Here is a 12,655-nt window from a genome sequence, read left to right on the forward strand (position 1 = left end):
ATAGAGGGGCATAATTATTTCAAGTAGATATAGTAGTGATTCTTCAAAAAGATTAGTTATTTGACTGAGAGTGTAGTTCCATATATTTTATCGAAACCACCCACATCATATAGTTCATTGATAATATCCTCAGTAACAGGTTGATCAATTGATAATACCATCATCGCTTGGCCTCCTTGTATATTTCTGCCAAGTGACATTGATGCAATATTAATATTTTGTCTACCTAGTAGCTGACCAGTTAAACCGACCATACCAGGCTTGTCACCATGATAAGAAACAAGTTGATAGGCATTAGGTTTAAAGTCAACAGAGTAATCATTAATACGTACAATACGAGCACCAAAGCCAGCTATTACCGTGGCACCAATTTTTACTTCTTCCGTATCACTTACTAAATGAACTTGAATATAATTACTAAAAGTACCTTGTGATGCTCTTTTTTCAACGTTACGTGTTACACCTTGTTCATTTAAAAGTGCAAAAGCATTAATGATATTAACACGATCTCCTAAATCCTGTTGTAAAATTTGTTTTACAATTGACCGTGTAATTAAGTCAGTTTCCTGTTTAGCGACATCACCATTAAAAGTCACCTTGATTTCTCTCGGTGCACCTTCAATTAATTGAATGGCTAATTCACCAGATAACTCACCTATTTCAATCCATTGTTGTGTTATTTCATCTATATCATTGAAACTAATTTTTGGCGCATTGACTGCGTGTGTTACATTACCGTTTTCCAGTATATCTATAATTTCTTCTGACACTGATACTGCAACTTTCTCCTGAGCCTCAATAGTTGATGCACCTAAGTGTGGCGTAACAATGATTTTATCATGCTCAATTAATGGTGAATCGGTAGGGGGTTCATGTTCAAATACGTCTAATGCAGCACGTGCAATCTGATTATTATTTAGTGCATTTAATAAATCATCTTCATTGATGATACCGCCTCTTGCGACGTTAATAATTTGCAATGTTGGTTTTGCTTTTGAAAAGAAATCAGCATTCACAATACCTCTTGTTTTAGGTGTTAATGGCGTATGAACTGTTACAAAATCAGCTTGTCTAGCTATTTCATCTATGGTAGCAAGTTTAACGCCTAATTGCTGTGCTTTATCTTCAGTAAGATAAGGGTCATAAGCTAACACTTTCATACCGAAACTTTGAAGACGTTGTGCTACACCAATACCTATTCGTCCTGCACCTATGACACCTAATGTTTTCTGATAAAGTTCGACCCCCTTAAACGCTTTTCTATTCCATTCCTTATTTTTTAAAGATGCATGCGCTTGAGGAATATTTCTAGCCATCGCTAAAATCATAGCTACTGAATGTTCAGTTGCAGAAATAGTATTACCATCAGGTGCATTAATGACTAAAATACCTTGGAGAGTAGCAGCGTCAATATCAATATTGTCTACGCCAACGCCAGCACGGGCGATAACTTTCAAATTACTAGCCTTTTCAATGACTTGTTGAGTAACTTGCGTCTGACTACGAACAATTAAACCCTCGTAATCACCTATAATATCTAATAGTGATTGTTCATCTAAATCCGTTTTAATATCGACGTTAAAATCAGAATGGTTTAATAAACTTTGTAATCCATCTGTTGAAATAGGGTCTGACACTAGAATATTATGCTTCACTATGAATCACCTCTGAAAATTTTGTTAAGCCTTTACCAATATAATTCGTTTGACGGTAATCTGTAAGTATAATCTCTAAAGTACTTATCACTGAAAGCATATCGAAAGGTGAGACTTTACCCATATGTCCGATACGTAAAATCTTTCCTTTCAATTTACCTTGACCACCAGCAATTGTAATATTAAATCTTGTTTTTAAAGTTGATTTAATATGAGTTAATTCATCTTTGGATGTTGGTATAAATGATGTTACCGTAGGGGAAGCGAAATCATCTTCTACTAAAAGTTCCAAATCTAATGCATTTAAAGCTAATCTTAGACCGTCTCTAATAATATAGTGACGTTTAATGGTATTTTCAAATCCTTCAGAATGAATTAATTCAGCATAAGCGTTTACAGCTCTAAATAACCCGACATTTGGTGTAAAAGGAGTAGAATCTTGTTGAAGTGAGTCAAAGTATTTATTTAAATTTAAGTAAAAGCGTGGTGTAGTCACTTCTTTGAAACGTTTCAATGCACGATCATTATAAGCTACGAATGCTAGACCAGGTGGCAACATAATTGCTTTTTGACTCCCAGAAACTAACACATCTATGTAGTCACGCTCTAAATTAACATCTACAGCACCAATACAACTCACACCATCTACAACAAAGTAGATATCTTGATTGAATGTTTTCAATGCTTTACCAAGTTCACCTACAGGATGTAGGACAGCTGTTGACGTTTCGCAGAATTGAGTAAATACAGCACTGATTTGATGATTTAAATTGTTAAGATATGTTATGAATTCTTTAACATCAATGGATTGTCCCCATTCCACATTATATATGTGTACATTTTTATAGTATGTCTCAGCAATTTGTTTAAAGCGATTGCCAAATGCGCCTGACACTATAACGACAAAATGATCATCGGGATTAACTATATTTAACATACTTGCTTCTAAGACACTAGTGCCACTTGATGTTAAAATCATAACTTCATTTTCTGTACCAAAAATGGGTTTTAAATTGTTAAATGCTTTTTTAGCTATAGATTCAAAATCTGGTGAACGGTGACCAACCATAGGTAAACCTAAAGCATGATTGATTTCCTTTGGAACTGGAGTAGGTCCTGGTGTTAATAAAAGTGGTTCATAATAATTCATTAAATTTCCTCCCACGGTATAAGATTTAATCATTTTACCAAATATTCTGATAATTTAAAAGAGTAATCACCATGTTTATATGAGATTCATGGTGAAACTAGCGCAATTCTAACAATTATTGAATTGACGCTTGAATTTTAATTTCTACATTATTACGTATAGAATTCGAAATCATACAATTATTATCAGCTATTTCTAATAATTTAGGAAGCCGTTTCTCAAGATTCTCTTTGTCTTCCGCAGTCACTGAAATTTTAGGATAATGTGTTATTGTTACCATTTTAAACTTACCATTCTCGAATAGGGCAGTACCTACTGAATTATTTATCAGATTGATGTCGGTAAATTTTGCTCTTTCTAACGTTGCTGCCAATGAGATGATATAACAAGACGATGCAGCTGAAACTAATAATTCATCAGGATTTGTACCTACTCCATTACCACCGAGCGGTGCAGGTATAGAAATTTGTTCAGAAATAATGTCTCCATTAACAGTTCCAACTTCTTCTCTTCCACCACGCCATTTTGTTTGTACTTTAAAATCATGCTTAACCATTTATGTTTAACCTCCACTTATAATATGGTAATTTAAGTGTAGTTTAAAGTGTGACATAATTAAAGAAAGGTGACTTTTATGAAAATTAATAAACCTAATCAAGCATTTCAAATAGTTGCTCATCGTGGTTTATCTAATCATTTTCCAGAAAATACTCTTGTTGGTTTTAAGGCGGCTTTAATGCAACATGTTGATATGTTAGAAATAGATGTACATTTCAGTAAAGACAATCATTTGGTTGTTATACATGATGACACTATTAATCGAACTTCGAATGGTGAAGGAAAAGTAAAAGACTATACACTTGAAGAATTGTTAAAATTTGATTTTGGAGTAAAACATGATAAATCCTTTCAAAATACTAAGATTTCGACATTTGAAGAGGTGTTATCCTTAATTAAAAATTTTTCAAAAAAGTTACTTATTGAGATTAAAGTTCCACATCAATATCCAGGAATTGAAGAAGCTGTATTGAATGCTTTAGAAATATATAAAGTTCCTAAATACAAAGCAATCATTCAATCTTTTGATGAAGATTGTGTGAAACGTTTAAACTCATTGGATAGTGAGTATCAATTAGGGCTGCTTATTAGTAGAAAGAAATATTGGTATAAATCTCCAAATTTTGAAGAAATATCTGATTATGCAAATTTTATTAATCCTAATTACAAATTAGTTAATTCTAGATTTATAAAAAATGCACATAGTCAATCATTGAAGGTTATTCCATATACTGTGAATAAACCGAAAGACGCTAAAAAACTTATCAACCTTGGCGTAGATGGCATTATTTCTGATTTACCAGAGGATATCTTTAGATTATAAAATCACTTAGATCATCTATGAATAAAAAAACCACCCATTCCATAAGGAAGGGTGGTTGTTCATTATCATGAACTTATCTTGAGTAGTACTCAACGATTAATTGTTCATTAATTTCAGCTGGTAATTCGCTACGTTCAGGGAAGCGTACGAAAGTACCTTTTAAGCTATCTGCATCAAAGTCTAAGTATTCTGGTACGAAATTATTAATTTCAACAGATTCTTTGATGATGTCTAAGTTTTGTGATTTTTCACGTACAGTGATAACTTGACTAGGTTTTAATGAATATGATGGAATATCAACACGACGACCATCAACTTCAACGTGACCGTGACCAACTAATTGACGTGCTTGACGACGAGTGCGAGCTAAACCTAATGAATAAACAACTGCGTCTAAACGACTAGCTAATAAAATCATGAAGTTTTCACCATGTACACCATGTTGTTTACCAGCGATGTCAAATGTGTTACGGAATTGTCTTTCAGTCATTCCATATAAATAACGTAATTTTTGTTTTTCACGTAATTGTAAACCATATTCTGATAATTTTTTACGTTGGTTTGGACCGTGTTGTCCTGGTGCGTAAGGACGTTTTTCTAATTCTTTACCAGTACCGCTTAATGAGATACCTAAACGACGAGATTTTTTCCAGTTTGAACCTCTGAATCGAGCCATATTAAGACTCCTCCTTTTTCTTTTTTGTTGTTATGAATAAACAAAAAAGAGTGTTGCATGCCCAATAGGATATGTTGTTTTATGTGTCTTCACCTTATAGCGTCAGTTACGCGACACGTCCTCATCGGGAACAACATAGAGCTTATTGATATGCAACTGCTATTTTCGTTAATTCACACAAAGTTCATTGTAACAGTATTTTACAAAGTGTCAATACTTTTTAGTTATTTAGTTAGCTGTTTTTCAATAACTTTGACAATAACTTCTAAACCTTCCTTGTCTTCATTAGTAAATCGATCTGTGATAGGTGCATCAATATCTAGAACCCCAATTATTTCATCATTGACATGAATTGGAATAACTATTTCTGATTTACTATTTGCATCGCAAGCAATGTGGCCTGGGAACGCGTGTACATCTTTAACTAACTGAGTTTTATCTTCTGCAACTGCAGTACCACAGACACCTTTGCCAATTGCAATATGAACGCAAGCTGGATGACCTTGGAAGGGTCCAAGAATGAGTTCTTCATTTTCAATTAGATAAAAACCAACCCAATTAATTTGATCTAAATTATCATTTAATATAGCTGATGTATTGCTTAGAATTGCGATAAGGTTCTGTTCGTCTTCGATTAAACTTTGAAGCTGTTTCGTTAATAAATTATAATTTGTTTCTTTTATCAATGGCATATGCTTACCTCATTTTGTTATTTTTAATAAAAGTATAAATGGAAAAATTTATTCTATCAATTCATTCATTTACTATTTTAATGAAAGCGGTATTTGCGTTATAATAATGATAATATAGGAGGAGAATGAGATGGTTTTATACACAATATTAGCAATAATTATCATTGTTTTAATCATTGTAGGAATCATGTTTTATTTACGTTCTAATAAACGAAAAATTGTTGAAGAAGCTGAAGAACGTAAGTTAAAAGTTCAAAGATTACCTTTTGAAGAAAATTTAAAACAACTTTCTGAATTAAATTTAAAAGGTGAAACTAGAAAAAAATATGATGCCTTTAAGAGAGACACCTTAGACTATACAAATAACTATTTAGCACCTGTAGAGGAAAAAATCCACGATGCTGAAATTCAACTTGATAAGTTTCAATTTTCTGGAGCTCAAAGTGACATTGATGATGCACATGAATTAATGGATAAATATGAAGCTGGGTATCAACAACAAGTTGAAGACGTTAATGAAATTGTTTCTTTACATAAGGAAAATGAACAAGTTTATGAAAAGTGCAAGACTAATTATCGAGAAATGAAGCGTGATGTGTTAGCTAACAGACATCAGTTCGGCGATGCAGCTTCACCACTTGAAAAAAGAATTGAATCATTTGAGCCAGAACTTGAACAGTATGAAGAACTTAAAGAAGAAGGTAATTACGTTCAAGCACATAACCACATTATGGGTCTAAATGAATCTATGAATGAAGTCCAAAAGTATATGGATGAAATTCCAGAACTAATTAGAGAAGCCCAAAAAGAACTACCTGGACAATTTCAAGATTTGAAATATGGTTGTCGCGACTTAAAGATGAACGGTTATGATCTAGATCACGTTAAAATCGATGGTACGCTACAAAGCTTAAAGACAGAGTTGAATTTTGTAGAACCTATGATCAGTCGTCTTGAGTTAGATAATGCAAACGATAAACTTGAACAAATTAATGATAAGCTTGATGAAATGTATGATTTGATTGAGCATGAAGTTAAAGCTAAAAATGAAGTGGAAGAAACTAAAGAACAAATTACTGATGAATTGTTCAAAGCACGTGAGATGAATTACACATTACGTACAGAAATTGACTATATTCGTGAAAATTATTTCATAAATGAAAGTGATGTTCATAGCATTAGACAACATGAGAACGAAATTCAAAATTTAGTAGCTGTATATGATGAAATTCTTAAAGAAATGGCTAAATCTGCTGTACGTTACAGCGAAGTTAAAGACAACCTAGAATATTTAGACGATCACGTTAAAGTAATTAATGAGAACCAAGAAAAATTACAAAATCATCTTATTCAATTGAGAGAAGATGAAGCTGAGGCAGAAGATAATCTTTTAAGAATTCAATCTAAAAAAGAAGAAGTTTATCGTCGACTTTTAGCTTCAAATTTAACAAGTGTACCAGAAAGATTCATTATTATGAAAAATGAAATTGACCATGAAGTTCGTGAAACTAATGATCAATTTAGTGAACGTCCAATTCACGTTAAACAACTTAAAGATAAAGTTGCCAAAATTGTTATTCAAATGAATACTTTTGAAGATGAAGCAAATGATGTGTTGGTGAATGCCGTATACGCAGAACGTTTAATTCAGTATGGTAACCGTTATCGCAAAGATCATAATAATGTAGATAAGAGTTTAAACGAAGCAGAACGCTTGTTTAAAAATAATCGTTACAAACGATCAATTGAAATTTCAGAACAAGCACTTGAAAGTGTAGAACCTGGAATTACTAAATATATTGAAGATGAGGTAGCCAAAGGTTAATTACGCTTGTCTTATTGACAATAAAAATTTATAACTTTGGTAAGTAATAAATGTTAGGTTAAAGCAAATAAATAGTAGTCTATTTTGAGGTGGGATAATGAATTCGTAATGAATTCTATCCCATCTTTTTTGATTTGTTTAAAGTTATAGTAAGTTATTGAATTCAAGGGGGAGTTACTTTAATTCAGAACGCTTAATAAATAATGCTAAATAAGTTTTCAACTCAAAATCATTTAATTTGAGTTCGACGCCTTTTATTTTTATTTAAAAATAGTATAATGCTTTAGTATCTATTTTTGAATAATATGTCTATAAAAGATAAATTTACTAAGGGTAAATAAATAATTTAATAGAGAATGAAAGAGAGTGTTTTAAGTGATCTATTTTGATAATGCAGCCACTACAAAGCCTCATAAAGATGTACTCGATTCATTTAATAAAGTAAATGAAACTGTTTATTTCAATCCAAATAGTCCTCACAAGTGGGGGTTGCAAGCGGAGAAGGTGCTTCTACAAGCAAAGGAACGTATATCATCAATGCTATCTATAGGACAAAAAACAGATGTTATTTTCACAAGTGGTGCCACTGAATCGAATAATATAGCTTTAAAAGGTATTGCTTATCGTAAAAAGCAATTTGCAAATGAAATTATTACTTCCGTTTTAGAACATCCATCTGTCTTAGAAGTTATGAGATATTTAGAAGAAGATGGGTTTGTATTAAAATATGTTGATGTTAATGCGGATGGCCGTGTTGATATTGAACATTTAGCTTCATTGATGAATGACAAGGTCGGTCTTGTTTCTTGTATGTATGTGAATAATATTATGGGTCAAATTCAACCTATTGATGAAATAGTGGACATATTAAAAGATTATCCTAAAGCACATTTACACGTTGATGCAGTTCAAGCTTTAGGAAAAGTAACAATGAACCTTGAAGGTGTTAATAGTGTAAGCTTTAGTGGTCATAAATTTAATGGACTAAAAGGACAGGGTCTCCTATTAATTGATAATAAAGATAAATTAGAACCTATTGTTCACGGCGGAGGACAAGAATACGGCGTAAGAAGTGGAACAGTGAACTTACCGATGAATGTGTCACTAGTTAAAGCAATAACTTTAGCAATAGATAATTTAAATGAACGTCATCAACGATTAAGTGATTACAACCATGAATTACGTGAATTTTTAAAAGAGTTTAGAGGTGTATATATCAATTCTCCTTTGGATTGTGCACCGCAAATATTAAATATTGCGTTTCCAGGTGTGAAGGGTGAGGTCTTAGTTAATGCATTTTCTAAATTGGATATCATGGTTTCAACTACAAGCGCTTGCTCATCTAAAAGAGGAAAACTAAATGAAGTTTTAATGTCAATGGGACTCCCGGATAATAAAATTGAAGGAAGTATTAGATTATCCTTAGGAGATATGACTACTCAAGAAGATATTGATCAATTTAAAGTGAAATTTGAAACGATATACAAAGAAATTAAGGAGTTGTTAAAGTAAATGGAGTTTGATCATTTATTAGTTAGATATGGTGAACTAACTTTAAAAGGAACAAATCGGAAAAAGTTTGTAAATGCTTTGAAAGATAACGTCATTAAGTCTTTACAAACTATAGAAGGAACGCATGTTAAAGGCAAGAGAGATAGAATGTATATCTCATTAACTGAAGAAGCAGATGCACAGGAGGTAATCAATCGTTTAACTAAAATATTTGGTATTAAATCTATTAGTCCTGTTCATAAAACCTCTCAAGAATTAGATGAAATAAAAAAATTATGTGTTGATTTAGCTCAAGATTTTAAACCGGGAGAGACATTCAAAATTGATGTTAAACGTGTAGATAAGTCATTTCCAATGGACACATATGCTTTACAACGTGAACTTGGAGGTGCGATTTTACAAGCAACTGAAGATATATCGGTTGATGTGAAACAACCCGATTATAACGTAAGAGTTGAAGTAAGAATGGATGGTGTGTATGTATTCACACAAATTTATGAAGGTGCTGGTGGTTTACCAGTTGGCACTGGCGGTAAAACACTCTTAATGTTGTCAGGAGGCATAGACTCTCCAGTAGCTGGGATGGAAATTATGAAACGTGGTGTTTATATAGAAGCGATTCATTTCCATAGTCCACCTTTTACTAGTGAAAAAGCTAAAGACAAAGTGATTGAACTTACACGTATCCTCTCTGAAAGAGTGGGACCAATAAAATTGCATATAGTGCCATTTACAGAATTACAAAAACAAATAAATAAAGTAGTTCATCCTAGATACACAATGACATCTACGCGTCGCATGATGTTACGTGTAGCGGATATTGTATTAGAAAAAGTTGGGGCTAATGCGATTGTTAACGGTGAAAATTTAGGACAAGTGGCAAGTCAAACATTAAAGAGTATGTACGCAATTAATGATGTGACTTCTACTCCGATTTTAAGACCACTTGTTTCGCTTGATAAGGAAGATATTGTCAAGAAAGCACGAGAGATTGGTACATTTGATGTTTCGATTCAACCTTATGAAGACTGTTGTACTATTTTCACTCCTAAAAATCCTGTAACTGAACCAGATTTTGATAAAGTAATTAAATATGAAAGTGTATTTAACTTCGATGAAATGGTTCAACGTGCAGCAGATAATATTGAAATATTAACTATTAATAAAGATTATAAGAGCGAAAAAGACCAAAACACTGATGCATTAATTGATGAGTTATTCTAAAATAGAATAATCAAGTATTAAGAACAAAGGGGATATGCATCATGGAGATAACGCTAAATATTATATTAATTATTATAGCATTTGGATTTTTAGCTGCTTTTATCGATGCAGTAGTAGGTGGTGGGGGCCTAATTTCAACACCAGCTTTATTAGCTATAGGAATGCCACCTTCATTGGCGCTTGGTACTAACAAATTAGCCAGTTCATTTGGATCGCTTACAAGTGCAATTAAGTTTATACGTTCAGGCAAAGTAGATTTAAATATTGTACTTAAGTTATTTCCATTTGTGTTTATATTTGCAGCAGGCGGTGCTAGTTTAGCTACTATGTTGCCTGCACAAATTTTAAAGCCTTTAATTATCATTATATTGAGCCTTGTACTGATATATACAATTATGAAAAAAGATTGGGGAAATGTGCGCACATTTTCTAAGCTAACAATTGGTAAAGCTGTCATTTTTGTATCTTTAATGTTAATAATTGGCTTTTATGATGGTTTCTTAGGTGGAGGCACTGGCTCTTTTATGTTATTTGTTTTGCTTATGTTTGGATTTGATTTTTTGAGTGCAGCAGGTAATGCGAAAGTCTTAAATTTTGCTTCTAATTTAGGTGCATTAGTTCTTTTTATTATCTTAGGCCAGGTTGATTTTGTGTATGGCTTAATTATGGCTGTAAGTATGATTATAGGTTCATATGTAGGTGCACAATTTGCCATAAGCAAAGGTGTTGGTTATGTAAAGATACTTTTTATTATCGTTACAGCAGTTCTAATTTTGAAAAACACATATGACTACATTTTACAACTGCTTCAACATTAGATATGATTCAGTTTTAAATGATTGATTTAAGTTTTACCACTGTCGTATGATAACAATATAATGATAAAAATTATAGGAGGTCATTTCATCATGACACAAATTACTTTTAAAAATAATCCAATTCATTTAGCTGGTTCTGAAGTATCAGAAGGGCAACATGCTCCTGACTTTAAAGTATTAGATAACGATTTAAATGAAGTTAGTTTAGAAAATTATAAAGGTCAAAAGAAATTAATCAGCGTTGTACCTTCTATTGATACAGGTGTGTGTGACCAACAAACTCGTAAATTTAATGAAGAAGCGGCGCAAGAAGACGGTGTTGTTTTAACGATTTCTGCAGATTTACCATTTGCTCAAAAAAGATGGTGTGCATCAAATGGTTTAGATAACGTTATCACTTTAAGTGACCATAAAGACTTATCATTTGGTCAACAATATGGTGTCGTTATGGAAGAGTTAAGATTATTAGCTCGTTCTGTATTTGTATTAGATAGCAATGACAAAGTTGTATATAAAGAATTAGTTAGCGAAGGTACTGATTTTCCTAACTTTGATGCTGCATTAGAAGCATATCGCAACATTTAATATCAATTTTTAGATGATAGATATAACGTAAAAGTGTCCATATTTATTTCAAAAATGCTACTTTAAATTAGCGTTGATTATTTTTAAGAAATAAACCGAATGGACACTTTTTTAATGGAGAGGATTAAGTTTATGAGTGAAGAACAAACAATCATGGAAAAGCTTTTTAAAACATTAGATGAAAAAGCTAAAGTTTTAAATGAACAAAACGGTCAAAGTTTTATTGAGAATTTAGGATTAGCAATGGAAGATGTTTATAGTAATAAACGTGAATTACTAGAACAAGCCACATTACAAGATCGTAGAAAAGCATTTCAGTTCGCTTATTTAAGTTTAATGCAAGAAGAAACAATTCAAGCCAATCACCAAATAACACCCGATTCTATAGGTTTAATTCTCGGATTTTTAGTTCAAAAATTTACTGAAAACAACGAAGAATTACATGTTGTAGATATCGCTAGTGGTGCAGGCCATTTAAGTGCATCTGTTAATGAAGTGCTTAAGGATACTACAATAATGCATCATCTTATTGAAGTTGATCCGGTACTTTCAAGAGTTAGTGTACATTTAGCAAATTTCTTGGAGATACCGTTTGATGTTTATCCTCAGGATGCAATTATGCCGTTACCTTTAGAAGAAGCGGATATTGTTATTGGTGATTTACCGATAGGATATTATCCTCTAGATGAACGAAGTCATGAAATGCAATTAGGTTTTAAAGAAGGGAATAGCTATTCACATTATTTACTAATTGAACAAGCAATTACTGCCTTAAAACAATCTGGTTTCGCATTTTTAGTAGTTCCAAGTAATATTTTTGAGAATGACAATGTAAAACAGTTAGAAAATTTCATTGCTACAGAAACAGAAATGCAAGCATTTTTAAATTTACCTAAGACGTTATTTAAGAACGAAAATGCGCGTAAATCAATATTGATTTTACAAAAGAAAAAATCGAATGAGACTAAGCCAGTTGAAGTGTTATTAGCAAATATTCCTGATTTTAAAAATCCTAATCAATTCCAAGGATTTATTGGTGAATTAAATACTTGGATGAAAGACAATCATCCTCAAAAATAAACTGTGATATTCTTGAATTATGGCTGTATTAATGGTTAAATAAATATGGATATTAAT

General features: G+C 32.1%; 12 protein-coding genes. 7 read left to right on the top strand and 5 right to left on the bottom strand.

Translation table 11 applies throughout. The annotated features are described in order from the left end of the window. Positions 1 to 56: 56 nt before the first annotated feature. The 3 genes from serA to EQ029_RS05590 form a co-directional block, all read right to left on the bottom strand. Positions 57 to 1,655, bottom strand: a complete 1,599-nt coding sequence (gene serA, locus EQ029_RS05580; protein ID WP_037558120.1) for a phosphoglycerate dehydrogenase — start codon at positions 1,653 to 1,655, stop codon at positions 57 to 59. Further along, positions 1,645 to 2,805, bottom strand: a complete 1,161-nt coding sequence (locus EQ029_RS05585) for a pyridoxal-phosphate-dependent aminotransferase family protein (protein ID WP_037558122.1) — start codon at positions 2,803 to 2,805, stop codon at positions 1,645 to 1,647. Before EQ029_RS05585 ends, serA begins: the two co-directional genes overlap by 11 nt. Positions 2,806 to 2,920: 115 nt before the next feature. Then, a complete protein-coding gene (locus tag EQ029_RS05590; RefSeq protein WP_011275502.1) occupies positions 2,921 to 3,361 on the bottom strand; it encodes an OsmC family protein in 441 nt (146 codons plus the stop codon). Positions 3,362 to 3,439: 78 nt separating this feature from the next. On the opposite strand from EQ029_RS05590, the gene EQ029_RS05595 reads away from it, so the two are divergent. Beyond that, on the top strand, positions 3,440 to 4,186 hold the full coding sequence (locus EQ029_RS05595) for a glycerophosphodiester phosphodiesterase (RefSeq protein WP_011275503.1): 747 nt from the start codon (positions 3,440 to 3,442) through the stop codon (positions 4,184 to 4,186). A 73-nt stretch (positions 4,187 to 4,259) separates the two neighbouring features. Here the strand turns inward: EQ029_RS05595 and rpsD are convergent, their stop codons facing one another. Together rpsD and EQ029_RS05610 are read right to left on the bottom strand one after the other, a co-directional pair. Then, positions 4,260 to 4,862, bottom strand: coding sequence for a 30S ribosomal protein S4 (gene rpsD, locus EQ029_RS05600; RefSeq protein ID WP_057504710.1), 603 nt, complete (start codon positions 4,860 to 4,862; stop codon positions 4,260 to 4,262). A gap of 224 nt (positions 4,863 to 5,086) precedes the next feature. Next, a complete protein-coding gene (locus EQ029_RS05610; RefSeq protein ID WP_011275506.1) occupies positions 5,087 to 5,554 on the bottom strand; it encodes a GAF domain-containing protein in 468 nt (155 codons plus the stop codon). A 130-nt stretch (positions 5,555 to 5,684) separates the two neighbouring features. Here EQ029_RS05610 and ezrA point away from each other — a divergent pair, with 130 nt between their 5' ends. The 6 genes from ezrA to EQ029_RS05640 all read left to right on the top strand — a co-directional run bounded on the left by ezrA (position 5,685) and on the right by EQ029_RS05640 (position 12,598). Further along, positions 5,685 to 7,379: a septation ring formation regulator EzrA gene (gene ezrA, locus EQ029_RS05615; RefSeq protein ID WP_011275507.1), complete on the top strand. Its 1,695-nt coding sequence runs from the start codon at positions 5,685 to 5,687 to the stop codon at positions 7,377 to 7,379. 375 nt (positions 7,380 to 7,754) lie between these two features. Next, positions 7,755 to 8,891, top strand: a complete 1,137-nt coding sequence (locus EQ029_RS05620) for a cysteine desulfurase family protein (RefSeq protein ID WP_011275508.1) — start codon at positions 7,755 to 7,757, stop codon at positions 8,889 to 8,891. Further along, positions 8,892 to 10,115 (top strand): tRNA uracil 4-sulfurtransferase ThiI, encoded by a 1,224-nt coding sequence (gene thiI / locus EQ029_RS05625; protein WP_057504709.1) that lies wholly within the window; start codon positions 8,892 to 8,894, stop codon positions 10,113 to 10,115. A gap of 41 nt (positions 10,116 to 10,156) precedes the next feature. Continuing rightward, positions 10,157 to 10,933, top strand: a complete 777-nt coding sequence (locus EQ029_RS05630; RefSeq protein WP_011275510.1) for a sulfite exporter TauE/SafE family protein — start codon at positions 10,157 to 10,159, stop codon at positions 10,931 to 10,933. Between the two features lie 90 nt (positions 10,934 to 11,023). After that, a complete protein-coding gene (gene tpx / locus EQ029_RS05635) occupies positions 11,024 to 11,518 on the top strand; it encodes a thiol peroxidase (RefSeq protein WP_011275511.1) in 495 nt (164 codons plus the stop codon). Positions 11,519 to 11,650: 132 nt separating this feature from the next. Continuing rightward, on the top strand, positions 11,651 to 12,598 hold the full coding sequence (locus EQ029_RS05640; protein WP_011275512.1) for a class I SAM-dependent methyltransferase: 948 nt from the start codon (positions 11,651 to 11,653) through the stop codon (positions 12,596 to 12,598). Positions 12,599 to 12,655: the final 57 nt, after the last annotated feature.

It is taken from the genome of Staphylococcus haemolyticus, from assembly GCF_006094395.1.
Classification (GTDB): Bacteria; Bacillota; Bacilli; order Staphylococcales; family Staphylococcaceae; genus Staphylococcus; species Staphylococcus haemolyticus.

What these genes read in the sequence shown, in the direction of transcription:
- EQ029_RS05590 (WP_011275502.1), bottom strand. Translation starts at nt 3,361, where the DNA reads ATGGTTAAGCATGATTTTAAAGTACAAACAAAATGGCGTGGTGGAAGA.
- thiI (WP_057504709.1), top strand. Translation starts at nt 8,892, where the DNA reads ATGGAGTTTGATCATTTATTAGTTAGATATGGTGAACTAACTTTAAAA.
- tpx (WP_011275511.1), top strand. Translation starts at nt 11,024, where the DNA reads ATGACACAAATTACTTTTAAAAATAATCCAATTCATTTAGCTGGTTCT.
- EQ029_RS05640 (WP_011275512.1), top strand. Translation starts at nt 11,651, where the DNA reads ATGAGTGAAGAACAAACAATCATGGAAAAGCTTTTTAAAACATTAGAT.
- rpsD (WP_057504710.1), bottom strand. Translation starts at nt 4,862, where the DNA reads ATGGCTCGATTCAGAGGTTCAAACTGGAAAAAATCTCGTCGTTTAGGT.
- EQ029_RS05630 (WP_011275510.1), top strand. Translation starts at nt 10,157, where the DNA reads ATGGAGATAACGCTAAATATTATATTAATTATTATAGCATTTGGATTT.
- EQ029_RS05585 (WP_037558122.1), bottom strand. Translation starts at nt 2,805, where the DNA reads ATGAATTATTATGAACCACTTTTATTAACACCAGGACCTACTCCAGTT.
- EQ029_RS05610 (WP_011275506.1), bottom strand. Translation starts at nt 5,554, where the DNA reads ATGCCATTGATAAAAGAAACAAATTATAATTTATTAACGAAACAGCTT.
- ezrA (WP_011275507.1), top strand. Translation starts at nt 5,685, where the DNA reads ATGGTTTTATACACAATATTAGCAATAATTATCATTGTTTTAATCATT.
- EQ029_RS05595 (WP_011275503.1), top strand. Translation starts at nt 3,440, where the DNA reads ATGAAAATTAATAAACCTAATCAAGCATTTCAAATAGTTGCTCATCGT.